A 19,862-nucleotide genomic window follows, 5' to 3' on the forward strand; every position below is an offset into this window, starting at 1 on the left:
CGGCGGCCACCCGGCTTGCGGGTGGCCGCGCGGACCGACTCAGTCCTGGGCCGGGAGGCTGTCCATGAACGAACTGACCGAGAACACGGCTCGGCCGGGCCCGGGAGGGCCGTATCCGGGCGGGCTGCTCAGGCCGTTGGCCTCCATGACCGCGCGGTAGGTCTGCAACAGGCGTACGTGGTACTCCAGCGGCGCACCCTGCGGATTGGTCTTACCGAGCGGGGTCGTCGGCTCGGGGCACCACGTGGTGAACCGCGGTGTGATGCCGCGGGACATGAAGTACTGCAGGCCCTCGGCCGTGGAATCGATCGCCTCGTCGACGCTCGTGAAGCCGTGCGGCGCCGCCATCTCCACACCGGCGACGAAGTTCGGGATCACGTTGCGCGGCCCGAACACGTCGGCCGAGTCGAGGATGCGGCGGTGCCACTCCTCGCGTCCGACGTAGCGCTCCTTGCCGGGGCAGTAGAGCTCGAAGAGCTTCTTGTCCCAGACCTCGTAGTTCGGGTGGTAGATCTGGATGCCGTAGTCCTTGAAGCGCTGGACGTCGGCCTTGGGTAGCGCCTGCGCGACGACCTTGCCGATCCACCGCCCGGGGAACCGCTCCTCGATCGCCTGGGCGTAGCGCCCATAGAAGTCGGCTTCGGCCAGCCCGTCGACCTTCCGGGTGACGCTGCCGCCGGTCAGCGTGTAGGCCTTCGACGTGCGCGCGGTGTCGTACTTGTCGATGATCGCGAGCGCTTCGAGGATCTCGTCGGTCGGCTTCACCGCCGTGTACGGGCGGCCCGCCGCCTTGTGCTGCCGGTAGTTGTGGTTGATGTCGCAGTACTGGCACTCCTCGGTGGCACCGAAGTACTGGCAGAGGCGATATGCGGTGAGATAGATCAGATAGCCCCACTGGATCGTGGGGGCGACCTCCATCACCGACTTCCCGTTCGGAAGCGTGTGCCGGTAGTAGTCCGGCATCGGCGGCAGCCCCACGTCGGCGATCGGCCGGTCGTCCAGGTACAGGCGCATGCGCCCGTCGTCGTCGGTCTTGACGCGGTACGGCGAGGTGGGGTTGACCCGGACCGACACGACCGTGCGGCGCAGCTCGTACGGCCCGCCGGTGAGCACGATCTCCTCCGGCGGGCGACGGAGCGCGGCCGTGCCCAGCTCGGGCAGCGTGCGGTGGTCGAACGAGAAGATGAAGTACGACTTCGGCTTGACGTCGCCGTTCTCGTTGTCGGTCAGAGCGGAGTCGTCGAAGGACAACCCGCCCCGCAGCAGATCCTCCTTGATGACCGCTTCTTTCGGAACGGTTGAGAAGCGACCCATCAGGTCTTCGACGAGGTCAGTGCGGGTAGGCATGCGCCCTCCGGGGCGGGTTGAACGAGAAACCTCCGGGTCAGGCCTGCTTGGTCTCCCAGAAGATCTTCGAGATCTCTTCGATTTTAACGAGCAACTGCTCGGCTACGGCGGTATCCACAGCCCCCTTTGCGCCGCCGGCTCCGGCGAGCTTCGTGGCCTCGTTGAAGAGCCCGTGCAGGTGCGGGTACTTCTCGAAGTGTGGGGCCTTGAAGTAGTCGGTCCACAGCACCCAGAGATGGTGTTTTACCAGCTCAGCGCGCTGCTCCTTGATGATGAGCGCGCGGGTGCGGAACGCCGGGTCGTCGCTGTCGTGGTACTTCTTGGCGATCGCCAGCACCGACTCGGCTTCAATGCGTGCCTGCGCGGGGTCGTAGACACCGCAAGGAAGATCACAGTGAGCGTTAGCGACAGCGCGGGGACGAAATAGACGAATCATAGGATTCCTTCCGTGACGAACTTCCTACGGTGATAGATCAGCGAGCCGTCGTCCGGGCCGTGGAACACCTCGAGCACCGACGCGACGACGACCGTCGAATCGCCGACCGGCAGGAGATGCAGCGGCGCGGCCCGGAGCGCGGCCGCGGCATCGGGGAGGACCGGCTCTCCGCTCGGGAGCGTCTCCCACCCCTGTTCCGGCGTGAAGCGGCTCCCCGCCGGGTGCGAGAACTCGTGCGCCAGCCCGACGTGCTTGGCGCCGAGCAGATGCACGACGACGCTCGACGCGGCGAGGATCGCGTTCGCCGTCGGCGTGCTCATCACCGAGAACGACAGCGCCGGCGGCGCCACCGACACCGAGGCGACGCTCGACGCGGTGAGCCCGACCGGCCCGTCCGGACCGGCCGCGCTGATGACCGCGACGCCGGTCGGATACCGGCGGAAAGCCGACTTCATCTCGTCGGTGAGCAGTTCTTTCACTCCTGCGCGCTCCACGCGGAGCACGCTAAAACCTGAAGTCGAGTTGAGGTCAAGCCAGGCCTTGGAAGGTGGCTCAGGCGCACTCGGGGCTCGTAGCTCACCCGGTAGAGCACCCTCCTTGCAAACGGGAGGTGGTCGGTTCGAGTCCGACCGGGTCCACAGCAGTACCGATGCTCGGTTAGCTCAGCAGGTCAGAGCACCCGCCTGTCACGCGGGAGGTCGCCGGTTCGATCCCGGTACCGGGCGCCAGGTCGTCGTAGCTCACCCGGTGAGAGCGCCGCGCTGATACCGCGGAGGTAGGAGGTTCAAGTCCTCCCGACGACACGTACGACACCCACCACGCACGGCGCGTTCGGCTACCGGTAGGCCACCGGACTTTCAATCCGGGAGGAACGGGTTCGAATCCCGTACGCGCTACTCGATCCCTCGTCGCCCAATTGGCAGGGCAGGCGGCTGTTAACCGCCACGGTGCAGGTTCGAGTCCTGCCGGGGGAGCCAGGTCCGTGTAGCTCAATCGGGAGAGCGCCCCGTTCACACCGGGGAGGTCGGCGGTTCGAACCCGTCCATGGACACTGTGGCCGTAGCTCAATGGCAGAGCACCAGGTCGTGGCCCTGGAGGCGCCGGTTCGACTCCGGCCGGTCACCCCGCGGGCGCGCCGACGATCGGAGAGTCGGGGCCGGCTGTAAACCGGTTGCATCGCTGAGAAGGTTCGAATCCTTTCGCCCGCACGCCCCCGTAGCTCAGCGGACCAGAGCACCAGGTTCCGAACCTGGGGGTCGGCGGTTCGATCCCGCCCGGGGGTACGCAGCACCACCCACGCCGGAATGCCCGAGTGGCCCAAGGGCTCCGCCTGCAAAGCGGCTGTGCGCCGGTTCGAATCCGGCTTCCGGTTCCGGTGCCATCCGCTGTGCGGGACTCAACCCGATCGATGGCGGCCACGCTCCGCGTCGGGGTCTTCGCCGGGGTAGGGCTCGCCGGGCGGTGGTGCGTACCCGCCGAAGTGGGGCGTGACCGCGTCCGGCGGAGGACCGTACTGACCCGGACGTTGCCCGCCCGGCCCGCGCCGCACTTCCGGCCCGGGGCCAGGGCCCGGCCCGCGCCCTGGGCCAGACCCAGGCCCCGGCCCCGGGCCGCGCTGCGCGCCTCTCGGCGCCCCTGACCCGTGACCGGCCGGCACCCGCGAAACCGGCGGGTACGGCCCACGTGGACCCCCGCCGCGAGGCCCGTCGCCACGCACGTTCCCACCCCACGGCCCCGCCCCCGGCGCAGGCCCCCCGTACGTCTCGGCCCCACGCGGCCCAGCACCAGGAAAACCAGCACCGGCATCCCGAGGACCCGCACCCGGAAATCCTTCACCCCGGAAGCCGGCATCCGGATGACCCGGGCCCCGAGAGCCCGCGCCCTGGAGAGGCGGGGAAGCGCCATAGGGCGGCGGCGAAACGTACCGACTCGCTCCGGTGTCGTGCCCACCCGATCGCTGTGCCGCATACACCGGCGCGTACCGCGGATCCGGCCCAGCCGCCCCCGGCCCCGGCCCCGGTCCAGCCGCTCCCGGTCCAGCCGCTCCCGGGCCAGCCGCTCCCGGCGCCACCCCCGGCATCGGGTCGTTGAACGTCGGAACGTACGGCTCGGACCCGGCCGACGTCCCATCGCCCGGCGTGTCGGCCGCCGCCTCCCGGGCGAGGTCCTTCTCACGCACCTCCGACGCCGACGGCCCCACCGGCCACAGTCGCGGCTTGCGGCGAGCGGCCAGATCCTCCGCCCACCCGAACAACATCACCGCGACGGCGATCAGCACCCATACCACCGCGTACGCGAAGACCGGGTTCGTCGACACCCCCGACTCCCAGAAACCCCCGACGCCCTCCAGCCGCTCGCCGCTGAAGAACGCCAGGTCGATCAGGATGTTGTGCCAGAGGTAGATCGTCACGGCCCGGTTGTTGACGAGCGCCACGAACCGTCCGAGCACCGGCGTCCGGCCGATCCAGGACGCGTCCGGCGCGAACCGCAGCAGCGGCAGGATCACCGCGATCGACCACAGCGACTGCGCGATCGGAATCCCGTTGAGGTCGTACGAATCAGACGGGTGCGTCAGTACCCAGCCGACGGCCCCACCCGCGGCCACCAGCACGAACGCCACGAGACCGAAGTTCGGCAGCCGCTTGAGCGCGCCCGTGCGGTGAGCGAAACCGAGCATCCAGCACGGAGCGAAGATCCCCAGGTCGGAGACCAGCGCCCAGATCGGCCCGTCGTCACCGTTCGGGATGTACCCCCACGCCTGCGCCACGAGAAGACCCAGCGGCGCGATGATCGTCGGAATCGGCGCGCGGCGGAAGGCCGTGAGCAGCACCGGGCTGAGCAGTACCAGCCACAGGTACGTCCGCAGGTACCAGAGCACCACGGTGACGTTCTCGCCCCACTCGTTGCCGGGCGGGTCGAGGAGCGGCACGAACCAGAACACCAGGTGCCAGAGCGGGATCGGCTCGCCGGTGTCGACGTTCGTCCAGCTGCTCATCCGGCCGCCGGCCCACACCATCAGCGGCACCGTGATCGCGCCGAACAGCCACAGGGCCGGGAGCAGACGCCGGATCCGGTTGCGGATCACGGTGGTGGGGTCCTGCCGGTCCAGCGAGTTCACCATGAGCCCGCCGGCGAGCGCGAACATCACGCCCATCGCCGGGAAAGCCCAGCTCAGCCAGGCTCCGCCGAACGTGTGGTAGGTGACGACACGCACGATGGCGGCGGTCCGTAAAGCGTCCAAGTACAGTTCGCGTCGTCGCGCACCGGGCACAGTTGTTCCGACGGCAGGCGTCATCGGAAGTCTCCAAGTGATCGGGGTGACGCCTGCTATCTGAGCAAACGCTGGGGATCCTGAGAAGACTCACAGGCTAACCCGTCCCACAAGTTTCAGCCGGGAAACGACTCCCGCACCGCGGCCGCGTCCGAATCGAGCAAGTCGCGGTCACGGACGCGCCAGTCCGCCGACAGCCGGAACGTGTCGCCGGTGAAGCGCGGCACCACGTGCAGGTGCACGTGGAAGACCTCCTGGAACGCCGCTTCGCCGTCGGCGAGGAACAGGTTGATCCCCTCACAGCGGAGGCCGGACCGGCGCACGGCCCCGGCCAGGCGATGTGCGGTACTCCACACCGCCGAGCCGAGGTCCTCGGGCAGATCAGCCAGCCCGACGACGTGGCGCCGAGGGATGACGAGCAGGTGGCCCGGGTTGACGGGCTGGATGTCCATGATCGCCAGCACGTCCTCGTCGGCGTGCACGACGCTGGCCGGGCTCGTCCCGGCCACGATTTCGCAGAAGACGCAACTGTCGGCCATCACCCCGTACTACCAGTTGCTGACTCACTCGCGGGCGCGGTAAGCGGCTCGGCTGGCTTCGATCTGCGGCACGTGCTCGATGGCCCAGCCGGCCAGCGCGAGGGCGGGCGCGATCAGGCTCTTGCCCACCGCGGTCAGCGCGTACTCGACCCGCGGCGGCACCTCGGCGTAGACGGTGCGCGCCACCAGCCCGTCGCGCTCGAGGTTGCGCAAGGTCAGCGTCAGCATGCGCTGGGAGATGCCCGGTATCTGCTGGTGCAGGTCGGTGAAGCGCACGGTGCCCTGATCGAGGGTCGCGACGACCAGCAGCGTCCATTTGTTGCAGATCTGGTCGAGGATCGCACGGAGGGTCTTGCCGCCGTCGCCGCGGATCATGCACGTGTGTTCGTACTCGGACACTGGTCCTCCTTGGGCACACGGCTGTGCCTTTTGTAAGCCCTTCAATAGTGACGCATGATGTGGCTACTTACCGGTCGTAACCATCGAGGTCACTATGGAAATCGCGTACTGGATCGTCGCTGGCTTGCTCGCGCTGTTCTACTTCTACGGCGGGGGCATCAAGATCGTGCGGAGCAAGGAGGCGCTCCAGCCGATGATGGGCTGGGTCGACACGATTCCGATGCCGCTGGTCCGCACGATCGGCGTCCTCGAAGTGCTCGGGGCGATCGGCCTGATCCTTCCGCCGCTCACCGGCATCGCGCCCGCGTTGGCCGTCGCCGCGGCGATCGGGTTGGTGCTCGTGCAGATCGGCGCGATCGTCGTGCATTCTTCGCGCGGCGAGTACAAAGACCTCGGGCTTAACGGCGTCCTGCTGGTGCTCGCCGCCGTCGCCGCCTGGCTCGGCACGACCTGGCTCTAAGCCGGACCGAGAAGATCCCAGCGGTTGCCGGCGATGTCGACGAAGACCACCACCCGGCCGTACGGCTCGGCGCGCGGTTCCCCCACGAACTGCACACCCGCGTCACGCATCCGCTGGTACTGCGCGTCGAAATCGTCCACCCGCAGGAAGAAGCCGACGCGGCCGGCCATCTGGTCCCCCACCGCGGCGGCCTGGCGGTCCCCGTCGGCGCGCGCCAGCAGGATCCCGGTCCGCGCGCCGGGCGGCCGCACCACGACCCACCGCTTCGGCGTGCCGTGGTGCGTCGACACCGCCGGCGAGTCCTCGGCCAGCTCGAACCCCAGCACCTCGGTGAAGAACTCGATCGCCGGGTCGTACTCGTCGACGATGATCGTGACCAGTTCCAGATTCACGCCGTGAAAGTTAGCCGGGCCCGCGCCGCCGCCACCAGCGCGGGCTCCGCGGCCAGCAGCGGCAGCCGCACGTCGGGCGTCGGGATCCGCCCCTCCGCGTGCAGCACCCCCTTGATCACGGTCGGGTTCGGCGCCGCGAACAGCGCCGCCGACAGCCGGCTCAACCGGCGCCCCAGCGCCCGCGCCTCGTCCACCCGGCCGTGCCGCCACGCGTCCACGAGCCGTACGTAGTCCCCGGTCGCGCAGTGCGCCGACGCGGTGATCGCACCGGCCGCCCCCATCGCGAGCAGCGGCCCCAGGAAGGCGTCGTCGCCGCCGAGCACCGCGAAGTCGCGCGGCGGATCCGCCAGCAGGTCGACGGTGTCGGCGGTGATGCCGCCGGGCGCGTGCTTCACGCCCACCACGCCGGGGATCGCCGCGAGCTCACGCAGCGTCGCCGACGAGAGCGGCTGGCCGGTGCGGGCCGGCACGTCGTAGACCACGAGCGGTACCGGGCTCGCCGACGCGAGCGCCCGGAAGTGCGCGATCACGCCCGCCTCGCCCGGCCGGACGAAGGGCGGCACGACGGTCAACGCCGCGAGAACGTCCCGCCCGCCGAGCGCGGCCAACGACGCCACCGAGTCAGCACCTACCAGCAACGGGCACCCCACCCCGGCGACCACCTCCACCACGAACCGACGCTCGGCCTCGGTCAATGCCGACACCTCGGACGTCGTTCCCAGTGCCACCAGGCCGCTCGCTCCGGCGTCGACGACGGACCCGGCGAGCTTCTCGAGCGCGGCACCGTCCACCGCGCCCGAGCCGTCGAACGGCGTGATCATCGGAACGAAGAGACCGGCGAGCGTCATGGGTCCAGCCTGGATCCCGGGAACCCTTAGCACCAGTTCCGATTCCTTCGGTGACACCTAAGCTGAGCTGATGCTTGACGTTCGCCGACTGCGCCTGCTGCGCGACCTCGCGCACCTCGGCACGATCTCGGCCGTCGCCGAGGCGCACACCTACACCGCGTCGGCGGTGTCCCAGCAGCTCGCGGCCCTGCAGCGCGAGGCCGGGGTGCCGCTGCTCGAACGCTCCGGGCGACGTGTGCGGCTGACCGCCGCCGGCACCGCGCTCGTGGAGCACACCGAGGTGCTGCTCGCCGCGCTCGAAGCCGCCGACGCCACGCTCGCGGCCGCACGCGGTGGCCTCACCGGGCCGCTGCGCATCGGCGCGTTCCCCAGCGCCGTCCGCACGCTGCTGCCGGGCGCGCTCATCGCTCTCGGCCGCGACCATCCGCACCTGGACCTCCGGGTGTCCGAACTCGACCCGGTCGACGTGCCCGCGGCCCTGCGTGAGCGGCGCCTGGACGTCGCGCTCGTGCACGACTACGACCTCGTGCCCGCCGACCCCGACCCCACGGCCGAATCACTGCGGCTGCTCGACGAACCGGTGTTCCTGGCGGTCGCCGACGAGCACCCCGAGACCCTCGCGGCCGCCGCCGGCTCCCCGTGGGTCGTCGGCAGCCCGGGGACGCTCTGCCACACGCTGGCGCTCCGCCTGTGTCACGACGCCGGGTTCAGCCCTCGGATACGCCACCACGCCGACGACTTCACGGCCGTGCTCGCGCTCGTCGCCGCCGGTCAGGGCGTCGCGATCGTGCCGGAGCTCGGTGTCGAGCACCTTCCGCCGTCGGTGCGCCTGCGTACGTTGCCGATCCGTCGCCGCACGAGCATCGCGTTCCGTCGGGGCTCCGGCGCGCACCCGGCGGTCGCCGCCTGCGTGGCCGCGCTCAGTTCAGCTGCGTCTGATACCGCACCTCGGCCAGGCTGAAGTTCTCGCGTTCGACCCGCCGGCCACCGTCGGCCTTCCAGCCGTAGCGCTCGTAGAACAGCCGGGCCCGGACGTTCGCCTCGAACACCCATAACACCGCACTCCGACGACCGGCCCGCGCCAGCTCCGCGCTCGCCTCGCCCAGCAACCGGCCGCCGGTGCCACGCCCCCACATTCTCGGATCGACGTACAGGGCGTAGATCTCACCGGTGAGGCCCGGCAGCCCGCGATCGTTCGCCGGGCCGAACGCGATGAACCCCTGCGCGCAGGGCCCCTCTTCGGCCAGCAGCACCCGACCGGCCCCACCGGCGAGGATCCGCCGCCAGACCTCGTAGCGCGCGTCGACCGACAACGCGTTGAGATACGCGTTGTCGATCAGATCCCGGTAGCCCGCCTGCCAGCCAGCGACGTGAATCTCCGCGATGGAACGAGCGTCGCTGTCAGCGGCGGGGCGTAGTGCAAGACTCACCTTCCCGGTTCTACCCCGTGGAAGCGGCTCAACACAGTGCTTTCGTGAAGTCGCTCAGGGTAGTCCCCGGGTGAGAGCGGTCTCCGTGTCCACGTGGGAGAGTTTCTCCGGGTTGCGGACGTAATAGATCCCGGCGATCCGCCCGGCCTCGAGCCGGATCGCGAGGATGCCGTCGAACTCTCCGTGCGTGTGCAGCGCGAGCGCCGGAGACCCGTTGACCGAGGCGTGGTCGACGGAGACCGGAACCCGCGAGGCTCCGGCGAGCAGCAGGCGGGCCACCTTGCTCGCGCCGACGATCGGCCGCTGCACCGCCTGCTTGACTCCGCCCCCGTCGGCCAGCAGCACGACGTCGGGGGCCAGCGTTCGCAGCAGGCCGTTCAGGTCGCCGGTCTCGAGCGCACGCCGGAAGGAGTCCAGGGCGGCGCGGGTCTCGTCCGGTGTCACCGCCACCCGCGGCCGCCGGGCGTCGACGTGCTTGCGCGCGCGGTGGGCGATCTGCCGGACGGCCGAGGGCGTCTTGTCCACCGCGGCCGCGATCTCCTCGTAGCTGACGTCGAACGCCTCGCGGAGCACGAAGACCGCGCGCTCGGTCGGCGAGAGCGTCTCGAGCACCAGCATCAGCGCGATCGACACGCTCTCGGCCAGTTCGACGTCCTCGGCGACGTCGGGCGCGGTGAGCAGCGGCTCGGGCAGCCAGGGCCCGACGTAGGTCTCGCGGCGCCGGCGCACGGTACGCAGCCGGTTGAGCGCCTGCCTGGTCGTGATGCGGACGAGGTACGCGCGCTCGTCGCGCACCGACCCGGTGTCGACCTCGGACCAGCGCAGCCACGTTTCCTGCAGGACGTCCTCCGCGTCGGCCGCCGACCCGAGCATCTCGTAGGCCACGGTGAACAGCAGGTTCCGATGCGTGACGAACGCGTCAGTCATGGCGTCACCTCCTCACCGCACCAGACACCGCCCCCTGGCCGGGCGTGACACGTGCCAGAGTCGAAGCATGCCGTCTCTCACCGTGCGTGCTGCCACGTCCGCCGATCTGCCCCAGGTGTTCGTCCTGGTTCGGCGGATGTTCGACGACCTCGGCGCCACTGAGGCCTCCACCCAGTGGGAAACGGACGCCCGCGAGCGGCTCGCGTCGGACCACGACGTCGCGACGTTCGTGGCCACGGACGCCGACGACCGGCCCGTCGCGGCCGCGGTCGGGGTCATCGACCAGCGGTTGCCCAGCCCTCGACGCCCGAACGGCCGGATCGGCTACGTCGAGTGGCTCGCCACCGATCCGGGCCACCGCCGTCAGGGTGCGGCCCGCCTGGCCCTGTCGGCGCTGCTGGGCTGGTTCGACGACCGCGACGTCCCCACCGTCGACGTCCACTCGTCGGAGGCCGCGCTCCCCCTCTACGAACAACTGGGCTTCGGCACCCCACCCGCCGTGCCGATGCGCCGCTTGACCTGAAGTCGGGTTCAGTTCCTACGGTCGGTTGCATGAACGCCGACATCGAAGCAATCAAGCAGGTCATCGCAGCCGTCGAACGATCCCAGAACAACGAGGATCCCGACGAGTTCCTCGCCCTCTTCCGCGACGACGCGATCTGGACGACCGGGGGCGGCAAGCGTCTGTTCGGCCTCGAAGAGATCGCCGCGTTCACCCGGCAAGTGCTGCCGGGCGGGATGAAGGACGCGTCGGTGACGTTCGAGCTCGAACACGTCCTGTTCATCCGGCCCGACGTCGCCGCGGTGAAAGTGCGGCAGATCTACCGGACGGCCGAAGGTCCCGACGTCGGCACCCCGTTGTGGGTGCTGGCCGAGGAGAACGGGCGTTGGTTACTGACGGCCTGCCAGAACACGGGCGCTCCCAGCGACGATCCGGCCCGCCCGATCTTCGCGCCTCGTACAACCACTGGCCACTCGGACCTCACACGGGAGGCTTAGCGTCTGGCGCGCTGGATACGCCCGGGGAAGGACCACCGCATGCGCACGGCCGCTCTGCTCACGTCGGTACTGACCGCCGCCGCGCTGGTCACGGCGGCCCCGGCGGCCCAGGCCACCGAGCACGTCGCGCTCGACTTCCTCGGCAGTGAGGGCGAGCGCGCGCTGCCGAGCACGATCGGCAACCCGTGGATCCGCATCGCGTCCCGGGAGGGTGCGTACCGCGGTGAGGTGAGACTGCCGACGCACTTCACGATGAGCTCCGAGCCGACAGGCCCGCGGTCTCGCGTCACCGAATTCGCGGCGTTTGCGATCTCCGGTGTCTGACCTCCCGCTGCCGATCCGCTCCCGGGGGACGGTGCCCATGCCCGTCGCGGCGTGCCTCGTCAGCGCGACCGCGCCGCTGCTCCTGTTCGCCTGGTCCGAGACCGACGCGATCGTCGCCGCGGTGGTGGTGTTCGGGTTGTTACTGCTCGGCCCGGACGTGATCGACCGGCGTCTGGCCGACTTCGACCGCGCCGACCGGCTCGCCGACGCCTGGGTGCGCGGCGAACCGGGCGCCGACGAGGTCGAGCTGCTGGTCCACGGCCCGGACCGGGTGGCTGACCCGGACCGCGCGTGGCGGTCGCTGGTCCGCGCCGGACTACTGCGCCGCCGCTCCACCCACTCGGAACTGCCCGCGGTCTACGCCGGTGCGCTCCTGGGCGGCGGCTTCGGGCTCGTCAGCGTCGTGGCGGTCGTGGTGATCGACGCGATCCGCGTGCAGTCACCGTCGCTTGCGGCGTTATCGGTCGCCGGCGTCATGCTGGTGTTCGCCGGGGTCCAGTTCGTCGCACGGTGGGCCGCCGCCCGGGCCGGCGAGCGACTGGCCTGGTTGGACGTCGACGATCCCCGGACGCTCGCCGGCCGCCGGGCGCTGCACCTGCTCGCGGCGAGGAGGCACCGTCCTCACTGACCGGCGATCCCGTTCAGGACGCAGGTGAGCCCGCGCTCGAACCGGTCGTCCGGCCCGAAGTCCTCGGCCTCGCGCATCATCCGGCGCAGACGCGGATAGCCGTCGATGACCTGCTCGAGGTACGGCGCCACCTCGGCGCGCCACTCGGGCTCGCTGAGCCCGGCCCGCTGGGATTCGGCCGTCTCCCGGGCCACCGCCCCGAGCACGTAGGCCAGCAGCGTCTCGACCGCGCTGCTCGCCGACGTCGGGTCCTCGGTGAGCCCGGCGACGGCGGCGAGCGCGTGCTCGTGGTGGCTGAGCGCGTTCGGGCCGATCGCGGGACGCCCGGCGAGTTCGATCCCCAGCCAGGGATGGCGGCGGAGCAACGCACGGCGGTTGCGGGCGAGCGCGGCCAGGTCCGCCCGCCAGTCGCCGGTGGCCGGCGCCGGGATCGCTTCGCCGAGAACGGCGTCGACCATGCGCTCGACGATCTCTTCCCGGCTCTCGACGATCCGGTAGAGCGACGCCGTTCCGGAGCGCAGCGCGGTGGCGACCCGGCGCATCGAGACCGCCGGGAGCCCTTCGGCGTCGGCGATCACGATCGCGGCGTCGACGACCTCGGGCAGGCCGGGCGCACGAGCCGGGGTCGGTTTGGACCAGGTGAGCATGGCTACAGTGTAGCCAATATGGTTACAGTGTATCCATGGAGACACTCATCGACCGTTACTTCGCCGCGGTGGACGACAAACGCCTGGACGCCGAGACCGTGGCCGCGACCTTCGCCCCCGATGGCCTGATCCGCCGTCCGGACGGCTTCGAACTGGTCGGCCACGACGTGATCCTCGCCGAGCAGAACCAGAGCTTCGCCCGGTTCCGGGCGACCCATCACATGTTCACGAACTGCCTGGTGGATCAGGACGACGACACCGCCCGGCTACGCACGAACATGCAGGCCGTGCACATCTGGGACCCCGAGCGGAACGATCCGCTCGAGCTCGACACGCACTTCGTCGGCGGTGGGGTGCTGACCGCGGTCGCCGTCCGCACGCCCGACGGCTGGCGTCTGCGCGAGATGGGCATGCGCCTGGTCTGGCGCACCGGCTCGGTCCTGCCGATGCTCAAGGGCCTACGTCACTAACCGGACGCACCTGTCCACTTGTCTAGAATCGGGGAGGTGACCGACCCGCTTCCGCCCTCGTTGCGGTCCGACGCCCGCGACAACCGCGAGCGAATCCTCGACGTGGCCCGCGCCGTGTTCGCCACCGAGGGCCTCGACGTCCCGATGCGCGAGATCGCCCGGCGGGCCGGCGTGGGGCCGGCCACGCTCTACCGCCGCTTCCCCACCAAGGAGTCGCTGGTCACTGAAGCGTTCGACCAGCAGATGCGCGCCTGCGCGACGATCGTCGACGAGGGCGCCGCCGACCCGGATCCCTGGCGCGGCTTCTGCACGGTGATCGAGCGCGTCTGCGATCTGCACGCCCGGGACCGGGGTTTCACCGCAGCCTTCATGTCGGCTTACCCCCGCGCGATCGACTTCGGCCGGAACCGCGCCTCCGTGCTGACCACGATGGCTGGGCTGGCTCGGAGGGCCAAGGACACCGGCCACCTGCGCCGGGACTTCGTGATCGACGACCTGGTGCTCGTGCTGATGGCCAACGGCGGCATCCAGGCGAAATCCGCAGCCGCTCGGATCGCGGCGTCCCGACGCTTCGCCGCCCTGGCGATCCAGGCCTTCCGGGCCTCCCCCGGCGCCGCACCACTCCCGCCGGTAGCGCAGCTTCCGATCGGCTAGAAGCTGTGCGCCACATGGTACTGTGCGCCACATGGTAAGCGACGTCTTCGACAAGCTCGAACAGGAGCTTCGCCGGGGCGTCGTCGTGCTGGCGGTGCTTTCCCAGCTGCGCGAACTGCGCTACGGCTACGAGCTGCGCCAGTCACTGGCCGGCCGGGGCCTGACGATCGAGGAGGGCACGCTCTACCCGCTCCTGCGCCGGCTCGAGTCGCAGGGCGTGCTGAGCAGCGAGTGGCGTACGGCCGACGGCAAGCCGCGCCGGTACTACGTGCTCAACCCCGAGGGCCAGGCGCTGTTCGAGCGCCTCACGAGTTCGTGGCACGGCCTCAACACGGCAATGGGGCATCTCTTGGAGAGCGAGACGACGCCATGACCGGAACCGAGCTGATCGACAGGTACGTCGCCGACGTGGTCCGGCTCCTGCCGCGGCGGCAGCGGCGCGACGTCGCGATCGAGTTGCGCGAGCTGCTGTCCGAGGAGGTCGGGGAGGGCGACGCGCGCGAGCTGCTCCGGCGCTTCGGGCACCCCACCGAGGTCGCGGCGCGCTACGGGCAACCGGTCGCGCTCATCGACCCGGTGGACACCCGCCGTTTCCTGACGCTCGCGATCGGCGGGACGGTGGTCCTCCACGCCGCCGCTTACCTGAACGACCTGATCACGCCGTCCGGCAACGCCGCGGAGACGGCCTGGCCGCTGGTGTTCGGCTGGCTGGGGCTGCTGTTCGTCGGGTTCGCGCTGCTGGCCTGGCGGCGTCGGCGGCGCGCGTCGGCACCGGAGTGGAAGCCGGCGCCGGCACCGAGCGACCGGGTCAACCGGGTCGGGCGCAGTGCGGGCATCGTGTTCTTCGTCGCCGGAACGGCCACGCTGGTGACGCTGGACAGCGGCCCGTTCGCCCGCGACGCGGAGTTCCTGCGCGTGCGCGGCCCGATCGTGCTGGCCCTGCTGATCAGCGGCATCGTGCTGCAGATACTGGTGGTGGCGGCCGGGCGATGGCGCCAGGGGCTACGCACCGCCGACGCCGTGCACAGCGTCGTGACCTGTGGGGTGTTGACCTGGGTGATCGGAAGCGGACCGGTCTTCACCGCGGTGCCGACCGACCAGACCGCGAAGGCCGCGTGCGCGATCGTCGTTCTCGTCAGCCTGATCGACCTCGTGGTCCGGTCGCACCGTCTGAGCGTGGCGTCCGCGCTCCGGCCCTAGGGCCTGTCCTCAAAGCCAGAGGGTGAGGGTCGCGAGGTCGATCATGCCTTGGTAGGACAGGGCGGTCTTGTCGTAGCGGGTGGCGATCGCGCGGAACTGTTTGAGCTGGTTGAAGCAGCGTTCGACGATGTTGCGGCGGCGGTAGGTGGCCTTGTCGAAGGCGGGTGGTCTGCCGCCGGTTCGGCCGCGGCGCTGCCGGTTGGCTTGCTGGTCACGGCGTTCGGGAATCGTGGCCGGGATGCGGCGGCGCCGCAGGTATTCGCGGATCGCGCGGCTGGAGTAGCCCTTGTCGGCCAGCACCCGGGCCGGTCTGGTGGTGGTCCGGCCCGGACCTGGCCGGGGGAACGACACGCCGGTCATGACGTGCTCGAAGACGGTGCAGTCGTTGACGTTCCCGCCGGTCAAGACCACCGACAGCGGCCGGCCGTGTCCGTCGCAGGCCAGATGCAGCTTCGTCGAGGGGCCGCCGCGGGACCGGCCGATGGCATGATCACCTGGCTCGGTCTGCCCGCCGTCCGGCCGGCAGGCCCCCCGCGCCCGGCCGGGGCCGGCGCGCTCCGGCTGCGTGCTGATGAGCTCGCACGATGCTGGAATCGATCGACACCTCACGGTCGAGTTCGTCGATCGCCTCGGCGATCACCCGCACCTGCTGCACCAGCAGCGTCAGGGTGCCGTTACGCGACCACCGCCAGAAGCGGTTATAGACGGTCTTCCACGGCCCATAACGCTCCGGCAGATCCCGCCACGCCACCCCGGTCTTGGCTTTGAACAACATCCCGTTGATCACCCGCCGGTCGTCCACCCGCGGCCGACCAGCCGCACCCGAAACCGGTAGCAACGCAGCAATCGCCTGCCACTGCTCATCAGTCAGCTCATGCCTACGCACCACAAACCGACATCCAACCAGCCAGCACCACTACTCAGCAGCACCCACTTTGAGGACAGGCCCTAGGGCGCGACGCGGCGGTAACAGCGGGTGGCCCAGGTCAGCGTCACCACCGTCAGCGCGCCGACCACCAGCACACCGACCCCCACCCGGGAGAAGTCCACCACCCCGTCCGACAGCGCCCGCGACGCCTGCACGGCGTAGTACAGCGGATCGGCGTAGGCGAGGCCACGCAGCCAGCCGGGCGCCAGGGAGAGCGGCAACAGCACGCCGGAGAGCAGCGTCAACGGCAACTGCAAACCGGTGACGACGGCCGCGAGCCCGCCGATGTCGCGGAAGATCAGCCCGAGCGCGCTCGACCACGCCGACGTCGTCGCGGTCACCAGGCACAGCAGCGCCAGCAGCCCGATCACGCCCGGGACCGAGGGGTCGTAGCCGAACGGCACCGCGATCAGCACGACGATCGTCGCCGGCAGCAGGAACGCGACGACGTCACGCAGCACCCCGCCGATCAGCAGCGCGAACCGGCTCGCCGGCGTCACGCGGAGCCTCTCCACCACGCCGGTCTGCAGTTCGGCGATCACACCCCAGCCGGCGCCCATCCCGGAGCTGAACGCCAGCAGCGCCAGCAACCCCGGCAGGAACACGTCGAGCACCTCGCCACGCGGGAACGCCGGGCCGCCGGCCAGCCGGGTCAGCAGCGGAGCGAACAGAAGGAGGTACAGCAGCGGCGTGGTCAGTCCGCTGATCACCCACACCGGCTGCCGGATCGTCTCGAGCATCTTGCGCCACCAGAGCAGTCCGACGGCGCTCATGCGGCGTCCCGCAGCGCGCGCCCGGTGACCCGCAGGAACACCTCGTCCAACGACGGCTCCACGAGCGCCAGCGCCGCCAGTTCGACCCCGGCGCCGCCCAGCACGTCGAGCAGCTTCGGCACCGCGGCGGGCCCGTCCGGCACCGACAGCCGCAGCGCGTCGCCGTCGAGGACGACGTCACGCACGAACGGCTGCGCGTCCAGCAGCGTTCGGACGGCGGGGACGTCACCGCGCGGCCGCAGCGTGACCGTGTCACCGGCCAGCTGCGACTTCAACGCCCGTGGTGAGCCCTCGGTGACCACCCGCCCGGCGTCGACGATCGCCAGCCGGTCGGCGAGCGCGTCCGCCTCCTCCAGGTAGTGCGTGGTCAGCACGATCGTCGTGCCGTCGGCACGCAGAGCACGCAACTGGTCCCACAGGTTGGCCCGGTTCTGCGGGTCCAGGCCGGTGGTCGGCTCGTCCAGGAACAGCACCTGCGGACGATGGGCGAGCCCCAACGCGATCTCGAGGCGCCGACGCTGGCCGCCCGAGTAGGTGCTGACCCGGCGATCGACGAACGAGCCGAGCGCCAGCGCCTCGATCAGCTCGTCGCCGCGGCGCCGCGCGTCGGTTTTCGACGCCCCGTACAGCCGGCCCTGCAGCAGCAGGTTCTCCCGGCCGGTCGCCGGGAGGTCGGCCCCGCCGATCTGCCCGACGTAGCCGATCCGGCGGCGTACGGCACGCGGGTCGCGAGCGACGTCGGCACCGGCGACGACGGCGGTACCGGCGTCGATCGGCAGCAGCGTGGTGAGCAGACGCAGCGTCGTGGTCTTGCCGGCGCCGTTCGGGCCGAGCAACCCGAACAGCTCTCCGGCGGCGACGCGGAGATCGAGACCACGAACGGCCTCCACTCCGGGGAACGACTTGCGTAAGTCCTGAACTTCGATGACGTCAGCCATGCGAGCAACTATCAATCGACTATGGAACTTTGTCAATCAACTAGTTGATTAGACGCCGCTTAGGATGGCACCGTGCCTCGCCGTTCCCCCGATCCCGAAGAGCGTCAGCGCGACGCCGACCGGTCGCGTGAACGCCTGCTCGCCGCTGCGGCCGACGAGTTCGCCGCCGCCGGGTACGCCGGTGCGCGGGTGAGTTCGATCGCTTCGCGCGCCGGGCTGAACCCGCAGCTGATCAGCTACTACTTCGGCGGCAAGGCCGGGCTCTACCGAGCGCTCGGCGAGCGCTGGCTGGCGTTCGAGCAGGAGCTCGAGCCCGATTCGAAGGACCTGCCGGAACTCATCTCCGCCTACACCCGTACGGCGCTGGAGGATCCGCGCGGCGCGCGGCTACTGCTCTGGAACGGCCTCACCGACACCGACGAGGACACGTCCCCCCAGCCCGACGACGCCGAGGCGATGACGAAGCGGCAGCAAGCCGGCGAGATCGCCGACGACCTGGACCCCCGTCTCGTCCAGCTGGCGTTGATGGGCGCGAGCCTGGCCCCGGTCGCGCTCCCCCAGGTACTCCGCCGCCTGACCGGCGAGAACGCGGACGACCCGGAGTTCATCGAGCGCTATCTGGAGGTGGTCCGCCGCCTGACCGAGCGCCTGGGGTGAACCCGGCTCACGGTCGGACGGCGAAGATGTCGGCGACGGCGTGACCCCGGGCCATGCCGCGGGCCTCGTACTTCGTCACCGGACGCCACTCGGGGCGCTCGACCGGGCCGCCGTGCTCCAGTTCTAGGCCGGGCTCGGCGGTCAGCACCGCCACCATCTGCTGGGCGTAGTGCTCCCAGTCGGTGGCACAGTGCAGCCGACCGCCCGGCGCGAGCCGATCCGCTACCAGGGCCGCGAACTCGGCGTCGACCAGGCGCCGTTTGTGGTGGCGCGCCTTGGGCCACGGGTCGGGGAAGTACACCCGGATCCCGGCCAGGCTCCCCGACGGGATGCGCTGGGCCAGCAACTCGGCTCCGTCGCCGTTGAGCACCCGCACGTTGTCGAGCCCGCGTTCGTGCAGCCCACGCAGCAACGCGCCGACGCCGGGCGTGTGCACGTCGGCGGCGATCAGATCGGTACCCGGGTCGGCCTCGGCCATCGCCAGCGTGGTGATCCCCATACCGAACCCGATCTCCAGCACCACCGGCGCGTCCCGCCCGAACAGCGTGCTCAGATCGAGGGGGCCGTCACCGTCCCCCACCGCGAACCGGTCGGCAAGCGTGCCGAGCGCGAGCCGCTGACCAGGCGTGATCCGCCCCCGGCGAAGCTTGTAGGTCGCGGGAGCGTGGTTGAGGGTCACGCCCCATTGTGCGTCACGGCGTCGAGGAGGAAGTCGCGGAAGGTGGTGGGGGTGCTGTTCTCCGGGGTCCGGACGACGCCGTGGTCCAGGCCGTCGTTCTTGGCCAGCGCCATGTCGATCCGGGCCTGCCCCATGGCCGTGTCGGCCGCACCGGGCACCTGCTGCTGGTAGCGCACCGGCCGGCCGAGCACCTCGGTGAGGATCGTGGCCATCCGGTCGTAGGTGAGGTCCTCCGGGCCGAGCACCGGCACCTCGGCGTAGCCGGTCCAGTCGTCGTCGCGCAGGAGGCGTGCGGCGACCGCGGCGATGTCCCTGGTCGCGACCGAGGGAGCCGGGTTGTCGGGGAGGTACGGACCGGAGAACACGCCGTTCTCCCGGATCGCGTCGATCTGGCGCAACGTGTTCTCCATGAACGACGGCGCGGTCAGCGCCCGGTACGGAACCCCGGTGGCGGCGATCAGGTCGTCCATGGCCAGGGCCGCGGTGACAAAACCGGCTCGCCCGGCCACGGGCGTGCCGCGGCCCAACGCCGACACCGCGACCACGCGGCCGGCCGTCCGCAACGCCCCGAGGACCGGTCGTACGAAGCCCGAGTACGCCTCGTCCGCGCTCGGCGCGGACGGGTTCGGGGGAACGAGCCAGAACACGGCGTCAGCTCCGCCGAAGGCTTTCGCCGCGACGTCGGGATCGCCGTGCGAACCCGGCACGACCTCGACGCGCTCGGCCACGCCCGGCGCGAGCCGGGCCGGATCCCTGACCACGACACGCACCGGCGCACCGTCCGCGAGCAGGTCCTCAACCACCTGGCGACCGATCTGGCCGGTCGGTGCGGTAACCACGATTGTCATGGGTCCGAGTCAAGGCCGGTGCGCACCGAACGAGAAGGACCGATGCCGTCTCGATTGATACCCTGACG

Annotated in this window: 27 protein-coding genes and 10 tRNA genes; 21 read left to right on the forward strand and 16 right to left on the reverse strand. The window is 70.6% G+C overall.

Translation table 11 applies throughout. The features are described 5' to 3' along the window. Positions 1–39 precede the first annotated feature (39 nt). From CRYAR_RS40945 to CRYAR_RS40955, 3 genes are read right to left on the reverse strand one after another with little or no spacing between them, the layout of a single operon-like run. Complete coding sequence (locus CRYAR_RS40945; RefSeq protein ID WP_035858955.1) at positions 40–1,347, reverse strand: radical SAM protein; 1,308 nt, start codon at positions 1,345–1,347, stop codon at positions 40–42. A 37-nt stretch (positions 1,348–1,384) separates the two neighbouring features. Beyond that, on the reverse strand, positions 1,385–1,783 hold the full coding sequence (gene sodN / locus CRYAR_RS40950; RefSeq protein WP_035858958.1) for a superoxide dismutase, Ni: 399 nt from the start codon (positions 1,781–1,783) through the stop codon (positions 1,385–1,387). After that, positions 1,780–2,277, reverse strand: a complete 498-nt coding sequence (locus tag CRYAR_RS40955) for a flavin reductase (RefSeq protein ID WP_211247890.1) — start codon at positions 2,275–2,277, stop codon at positions 1,780–1,782. Before CRYAR_RS40955 ends, sodN begins: the two co-directional genes overlap by 4 nt. Positions 2,278–2,348: 71 nt before the next feature. Between CRYAR_RS40955 and CRYAR_RS40960 the strand changes: the two genes are divergently transcribed. The 10 genes from CRYAR_RS40960 (at position 2,349) to CRYAR_RS41000 (ending at position 3,155) form a co-directional block, all read left to right on the forward strand. Next, positions 2,349–2,421, forward strand: a tRNA-OTHER gene (locus tag CRYAR_RS40960). A 13-nt stretch (positions 2,422–2,434) separates the two neighbouring features. Further along, positions 2,435–2,511: transfer RNA gene (locus tag CRYAR_RS40965), tRNA-Asp, on the forward strand. Between the two features lies 1 nt (position 2,512). Continuing rightward, a tRNA-Ile gene (locus CRYAR_RS40970) sits at positions 2,513–2,586 on the forward strand. Between the two features lie 21 nt (positions 2,587–2,607). Beyond that, a tRNA-Glu gene (locus CRYAR_RS40975) sits at positions 2,608–2,679 on the forward strand. A gap of 5 nt (positions 2,680–2,684) precedes the next feature. Next, positions 2,685–2,760 (forward strand) — tRNA-Asn (locus tag CRYAR_RS40980). A gap of 1 nt (position 2,761) precedes the next feature. Continuing rightward, a tRNA-Val gene (locus tag CRYAR_RS40985) sits at positions 2,762–2,834 on the forward strand. Positions 2,835–2,836: 2 nt separating this feature from the next. Then, a tRNA-His gene (locus CRYAR_RS40990) sits at positions 2,837–2,907 on the forward strand. Between the two features lie 2 nt (positions 2,908–2,909). Beyond that, positions 2,910–2,991: transfer RNA gene (locus tag CRYAR_RS47860), tRNA-Tyr, on the forward strand. Position 2,992: 1 nt separating this feature from the next. Continuing rightward, positions 2,993–3,066 (forward strand) — tRNA-Arg (locus tag CRYAR_RS40995). 15 nt (positions 3,067–3,081) lie between these two features. After that, positions 3,082–3,155, forward strand: a tRNA-Cys gene (locus tag CRYAR_RS41000). Positions 3,156–3,179: 24 nt separating this feature from the next. On the opposite strand, the gene CRYAR_RS50480 is transcribed toward CRYAR_RS41000, so the two are convergent. From CRYAR_RS50480 to CRYAR_RS41015, 3 genes are all read right to left on the reverse strand, one after another. After that, on the reverse strand, positions 3,180–5,078 hold the full coding sequence (locus tag CRYAR_RS50480) for an acyltransferase family protein (RefSeq protein ID WP_084701622.1): 1,899 nt from the start codon (positions 5,076–5,078) through the stop codon (positions 3,180–3,182). A 92-nt stretch (positions 5,079–5,170) separates the two neighbouring features. Further along, the gene (locus CRYAR_RS41010; protein WP_035858960.1) at positions 5,171–5,593 is read right to left on the reverse strand and encodes an HIT family protein; all 423 of its coding nucleotides are present in this window, start codon (positions 5,591–5,593) and stop codon (positions 5,171–5,173) included. Positions 5,594–5,617: 24 nt separating this feature from the next. Further along, on the reverse strand, positions 5,618–5,992 hold the full coding sequence (locus CRYAR_RS41015) for a winged helix-turn-helix transcriptional regulator (protein ID WP_035858961.1): 375 nt from the start codon (positions 5,990–5,992) through the stop codon (positions 5,618–5,620). Between the two features lie 94 nt (positions 5,993–6,086). On the opposite strand from CRYAR_RS41015, the gene CRYAR_RS41020 reads away from it, so the two are divergent. Next, complete coding sequence (locus CRYAR_RS41020) at positions 6,087–6,452, forward strand: DoxX family protein (protein WP_035858964.1); 366 nt, start codon at positions 6,087–6,089, stop codon at positions 6,450–6,452. Here CRYAR_RS41020 and CRYAR_RS41025 read toward each other — a convergent pair. Next, positions 6,449–6,844, reverse strand: coding sequence for a VOC family protein (locus CRYAR_RS41025; protein WP_035858967.1), 396 nt, complete (start codon positions 6,842–6,844; stop codon positions 6,449–6,451). The genes CRYAR_RS41020 and CRYAR_RS41025 overlap by 4 nt on opposite strands. Continuing rightward, positions 6,841–7,692 carry a dihydrodipicolinate synthase family protein gene (locus CRYAR_RS41030; RefSeq protein ID WP_035858970.1) on the reverse strand — a complete coding sequence of 284 codons (852 nt, stop codon included), beginning with the start codon at positions 7,690–7,692 and terminating at the stop codon, positions 6,841–6,843. Before CRYAR_RS41030 ends, CRYAR_RS41025 begins: the two co-directional genes overlap by 4 nt. A 70-nt stretch (positions 7,693–7,762) precedes the next feature. Between CRYAR_RS41030 and CRYAR_RS41035 the strand changes: the two genes are divergently transcribed. Continuing rightward, the gene (locus CRYAR_RS41035; protein WP_035858973.1) at positions 7,763–8,653 is read left to right on the forward strand and encodes a LysR family transcriptional regulator; all 891 of its coding nucleotides are present in this window, start codon (positions 7,763–7,765) and stop codon (positions 8,651–8,653) included. Here the strand turns inward: CRYAR_RS41035 and CRYAR_RS41040 are convergent. After that, positions 8,613–9,122, reverse strand: coding sequence for a GNAT family N-acetyltransferase (locus CRYAR_RS41040; protein WP_035858976.1), 510 nt, complete (start codon positions 9,120–9,122; stop codon positions 8,613–8,615). The genes CRYAR_RS41035 and CRYAR_RS41040 overlap by 41 nt on opposite strands. 54 nt (positions 9,123–9,176) lie before the next feature. Further along, the gene (locus tag CRYAR_RS41045) at positions 9,177–10,049 is read right to left on the reverse strand and encodes an RNA polymerase sigma-70 factor (RefSeq protein ID WP_035858977.1); all 873 of its coding nucleotides are present in this window, start codon (positions 10,047–10,049) and stop codon (positions 9,177–9,179) included. A gap of 67 nt (positions 10,050–10,116) precedes the next feature. Here CRYAR_RS41045 and CRYAR_RS41050 point away from each other — a divergent pair, with 67 nt between their 5' ends. From CRYAR_RS41050 to CRYAR_RS41065, 4 genes are read left to right on the forward strand one after another with little or no spacing between them, the layout of a single operon-like run. After that, positions 10,117–10,572 (forward strand): GNAT family N-acetyltransferase, encoded by a 456-nt coding sequence (locus CRYAR_RS41050; protein ID WP_051571721.1) that lies wholly within the window; start codon positions 10,117–10,119, stop codon positions 10,570–10,572. A gap of 29 nt (positions 10,573–10,601) precedes the next feature. Next, on the forward strand, positions 10,602–11,048 hold the full coding sequence (locus CRYAR_RS41055) for an SgcJ/EcaC family oxidoreductase (RefSeq protein ID WP_051571722.1): 447 nt from the start codon (positions 10,602–10,604) through the stop codon (positions 11,046–11,048). A gap of 39 nt (positions 11,049–11,087) precedes the next feature. Beyond that, positions 11,088–11,372, forward strand: coding sequence for a hypothetical protein (locus CRYAR_RS41060; protein ID WP_035858981.1), 285 nt, complete (start codon positions 11,088–11,090; stop codon positions 11,370–11,372). Between the two features lie 37 nt (positions 11,373–11,409). After that, on the forward strand, positions 11,410–12,000 hold the full coding sequence (locus tag CRYAR_RS41065) for a hypothetical protein (protein ID WP_035858984.1): 591 nt from the start codon (positions 11,410–11,412) through the stop codon (positions 11,998–12,000). Here the strand turns inward: CRYAR_RS41065 and CRYAR_RS41070 are convergent. Continuing rightward, positions 11,994–12,647, reverse strand: a complete 654-nt coding sequence (locus tag CRYAR_RS41070) for a TetR/AcrR family transcriptional regulator C-terminal domain-containing protein (protein WP_051571723.1) — start codon at positions 12,645–12,647, stop codon at positions 11,994–11,996. The genes CRYAR_RS41065 and CRYAR_RS41070 overlap by 7 nt on opposite strands. A gap of 35 nt (positions 12,648–12,682) precedes the next feature. Here CRYAR_RS41070 and CRYAR_RS41075 point away from each other — a divergent pair, with 35 nt between their 5' ends. The 4 genes from CRYAR_RS41075 to CRYAR_RS41090 are packed head-to-tail and all read left to right on the forward strand — an operon-like array spanning position 12,683 to position 14,971. Then, positions 12,683–13,117 (forward strand): nuclear transport factor 2 family protein, encoded by a 435-nt coding sequence (locus tag CRYAR_RS41075; RefSeq protein WP_051571725.1) that lies wholly within the window; start codon positions 12,683–12,685, stop codon positions 13,115–13,117. 36 nt (positions 13,118–13,153) lie between these two features. Then, positions 13,154–13,771, forward strand: coding sequence for a TetR/AcrR family transcriptional regulator (locus tag CRYAR_RS41080; protein ID WP_035858989.1), 618 nt, complete (start codon positions 13,154–13,156; stop codon positions 13,769–13,771). Positions 13,772–13,802: 31 nt separating this feature from the next. Continuing rightward, positions 13,803–14,144, forward strand: coding sequence for a PadR family transcriptional regulator (locus CRYAR_RS41085; protein ID WP_051571727.1), 342 nt, complete (start codon positions 13,803–13,805; stop codon positions 14,142–14,144). Further along, entirely contained in the window at positions 14,141–14,971 is an 831-nt protein-coding gene (locus tag CRYAR_RS41090; protein WP_035858996.1) for an HAAS signaling domain-containing protein, read from the forward strand. Before CRYAR_RS41085 ends, CRYAR_RS41090 begins: the two co-directional genes overlap by 4 nt. Before the next feature lie 9 nt (positions 14,972–14,980). Here the strand turns inward: CRYAR_RS41090 and CRYAR_RS46615 are convergent. The 3 genes from CRYAR_RS46615 to CRYAR_RS41110 form a co-directional block, all read right to left on the reverse strand. After that, positions 14,981–15,860 (reverse strand): IS5 family transposase gene (locus CRYAR_RS46615; RefSeq protein WP_425389375.1). Its coding sequence is split into 2 segments (ribosomal slippage): positions 14,981–15,517 and positions 15,519–15,860, totalling 879 coding nucleotides; the frame shifts between segments, so codons are not numbered across the junction. Positions 15,861–15,919: 59 nt separating this feature from the next. Then, the gene (locus tag CRYAR_RS41105) at positions 15,920–16,672 is read right to left on the reverse strand and encodes an ABC transporter permease (RefSeq protein WP_035858999.1); all 753 of its coding nucleotides are present in this window, start codon (positions 16,670–16,672) and stop codon (positions 15,920–15,922) included. Beyond that, positions 16,669–17,610: a daunorubicin resistance protein DrrA family ABC transporter ATP-binding protein gene (locus CRYAR_RS41110; RefSeq protein WP_035859002.1), complete on the reverse strand. Its 942-nt coding sequence runs from the start codon at positions 17,608–17,610 to the stop codon at positions 16,669–16,671. The genes CRYAR_RS41105 and CRYAR_RS41110 overlap by 4 nt, the downstream gene beginning before the upstream one ends. Before the next feature lie 72 nt (positions 17,611–17,682). Here CRYAR_RS41110 and CRYAR_RS41115 point away from each other — a divergent pair, with 72 nt between their 5' ends. Then, positions 17,683–18,267, forward strand: coding sequence for a TetR/AcrR family transcriptional regulator (locus CRYAR_RS41115; protein WP_035859005.1), 585 nt, complete (start codon positions 17,683–17,685; stop codon positions 18,265–18,267). 7 nt (positions 18,268–18,274) lie between these two features. Here CRYAR_RS41115 and trmB read toward each other — a convergent pair whose 3' ends face one another. Then, positions 18,275–18,946 carry a tRNA (guanosine(46)-N7)-methyltransferase TrmB gene (gene trmB / locus CRYAR_RS41120; protein WP_035859008.1) on the reverse strand — a complete coding sequence of 224 codons (672 nt, stop codon included), beginning with the start codon at positions 18,944–18,946 and terminating at the stop codon, positions 18,275–18,277. Next, a complete protein-coding gene (locus CRYAR_RS49335; RefSeq protein WP_035859011.1) occupies positions 18,943–19,794 on the reverse strand; it encodes an NAD(P)H-binding protein in 852 nt (283 codons plus the stop codon). Before CRYAR_RS49335 ends, trmB begins: the two co-directional genes overlap by 4 nt. Positions 19,795–19,862 lie beyond the last annotated feature (68 nt).

Origin of the sequence: Cryptosporangium arvum DSM 44712 (assembly GCF_000585375.1) — a bacterium.
Taxonomy (GTDB): Bacteria; Actinomycetota; Actinomycetes; order Mycobacteriales; family Cryptosporangiaceae; genus Cryptosporangium; species Cryptosporangium arvum.

Excerpts from the sequence above, each read along its gene's own strand:
- CRYAR_RS41065 (WP_035858984.1), top strand. The coding sequence starts at position 11,410 with ATGCCCGTCGCGGCGTGCCTCGTCAGCGCGACCGCGCCGCTGCTCCTG.
- CRYAR_RS41010 (WP_035858960.1), bottom strand. The coding sequence starts at position 5,593 with ATGGCCGACAGTTGCGTCTTCTGCGAAATCGTGGCCGGGACGAGCCCG.
- sodN (WP_035858958.1), bottom strand. The coding sequence starts at position 1,783 with ATGATTCGTCTATTTCGTCCCCGCGCTGTCGCTAACGCTCACTGTGAT.
- CRYAR_RS41070 (WP_051571723.1), bottom strand. The coding sequence starts at position 12,647 with ATGCTCACCTGGTCCAAACCGACCCCGGCTCGTGCGCCCGGCCTGCCC.
- CRYAR_RS41085 (WP_051571727.1), top strand. The coding sequence starts at position 13,803 with ATGGTAAGCGACGTCTTCGACAAGCTCGAACAGGAGCTTCGCCGGGGC.
- CRYAR_RS41055 (WP_051571722.1), top strand. The coding sequence starts at position 10,602 with ATGAACGCCGACATCGAAGCAATCAAGCAGGTCATCGCAGCCGTCGAA.
- CRYAR_RS41050 (WP_051571721.1), top strand. The coding sequence starts at position 10,117 with ATGCCGTCTCTCACCGTGCGTGCTGCCACGTCCGCCGATCTGCCCCAG.
- CRYAR_RS41110 (WP_035859002.1), bottom strand. The coding sequence starts at position 17,610 with ATGGCTGACGTCATCGAAGTTCAGGACTTACGCAAGTCGTTCCCCGGA.
- CRYAR_RS41075 (WP_051571725.1), top strand. The coding sequence starts at position 12,683 with ATGGAGACACTCATCGACCGTTACTTCGCCGCGGTGGACGACAAACGC.
- CRYAR_RS41030 (WP_035858970.1), bottom strand. The coding sequence starts at position 7,692 with ATGACGCTCGCCGGTCTCTTCGTTCCGATGATCACGCCGTTCGACGGC.
- CRYAR_RS41090 (WP_035858996.1), top strand. The coding sequence starts at position 14,141 with ATGACCGGAACCGAGCTGATCGACAGGTACGTCGCCGACGTGGTCCGG.
- CRYAR_RS41020 (WP_035858964.1), top strand. The coding sequence starts at position 6,087 with ATGGAAATCGCGTACTGGATCGTCGCTGGCTTGCTCGCGCTGTTCTAC.
- CRYAR_RS41035 (WP_035858973.1), top strand. The coding sequence starts at position 7,763 with ATGCTTGACGTTCGCCGACTGCGCCTGCTGCGCGACCTCGCGCACCTC.
- CRYAR_RS40945 (WP_035858955.1), bottom strand. The coding sequence starts at position 1,347 with ATGCCTACCCGCACTGACCTCGTCGAAGACCTGATGGGTCGCTTCTCA.
- CRYAR_RS50480 (WP_084701622.1), bottom strand. The coding sequence starts at position 5,078 with ATGACGCCTGCCGTCGGAACAACTGTGCCCGGTGCGCGACGACGCGAA.
- CRYAR_RS49335 (WP_035859011.1), bottom strand. The coding sequence starts at position 19,794 with ATGACAATCGTGGTTACCGCACCGACCGGCCAGATCGGTCGCCAGGTG.
- CRYAR_RS41105 (WP_035858999.1), bottom strand. The coding sequence starts at position 16,672 with ATGAGCGCCGTCGGACTGCTCTGGTGGCGCAAGATGCTCGAGACGATC.
- CRYAR_RS41060 (WP_035858981.1), top strand. The coding sequence starts at position 11,088 with ATGCGCACGGCCGCTCTGCTCACGTCGGTACTGACCGCCGCCGCGCTG.
- CRYAR_RS41045 (WP_035858977.1), bottom strand. The coding sequence starts at position 10,049 with ATGACTGACGCGTTCGTCACGCATCGGAACCTGCTGTTCACCGTGGCC.